Raw genomic sequence first — 764 nt, 5'->3', positions numbered from 1 at the left:
CCAGCTTTGCGCCCGCCACGGCATCCCGGTGCACGCGCCGGAAGACGTCAACCACCCGATCTGGGTCGAGCACATCCGCGCCCTGGAACCGGATTTCATCTTCTCCTTCTATTACCGCAACCTGCTGTCGGGCGACGTCCTGGCCTGCGCCAAGCGCGGCGCCTACAACCTCCACGGTTCGCTGCTGCCGCGTTATCGCGGTCGCGCCCCGGCCAACTGGGTGCTGGTCAATGGTGAGACCGAGACCGGCGTGACCCTGCACCGCATGGTCCAGCGCGCCGACGCCGGTGCCATCGTCGCCCAGCAGCGCGTCGCCATCGCCGCCGACGACACCGCCCTGACCCTGCACGCCAAGCTGCGCGAAGCCAGCCAGACGCTCCTGCGCGACAGCCTGCCGGCCCTGGCCGAAGGCCGGCTGACCGAGCGCGAGCAGGACGAAAGCCAGGCCACCACCTTCGGCCGCCGCAGCGCCGCCGATGGCGAGCTGGAGTGGAGCCGTCCGGCCGTGGAACTGGGCAACCTGGTGCGCGCCGTGACCCAACCCTATCCGGGCGCCTTCGGCTGGATCGGTGACCGCAAGCTGATCGTCTGGAGCGCCCTGGCCCGCCAGGAAAGCCATGACCAGACCCCCGGCAGCGTGCTGAGCCTGGAGCCGCTGCGCATCGCCTGTGGCGAGGGCGTCCTGGAAATCCAGGCCGGCCAGCTGGGCGACAACGGCCTCTATCTGTCCGGTCCGCAACTGGCCCGTGAAGCCGGCCTGGTGT

1 protein-coding gene is annotated in these 764 nt (G+C 70.3%); it reads left to right on the top strand.

Going from position 1 to position 764, the window contains the following annotated elements:
• Positions 1–764, top strand: a 764-nt coding sequence (locus OXS31_RS23340; RefSeq protein ID WP_267402361.1) for a formyltransferase family protein, incomplete at both ends; no start/stop codon positions are given.

The sequence above is a fragment of the Pseudomonas sp. GM_Psu_1 genome, from assembly GCF_026544185.1.
GTDB lineage: Bacteria > Pseudomonadota > Gammaproteobacteria > Pseudomonadales > Pseudomonadaceae > Chryseomonas > Chryseomonas oryzihabitans.
The sequence above is the reverse complement of the archived record's forward strand: the minus strand, read 5'-3'. Positions and strand labels throughout refer to the sequence as shown.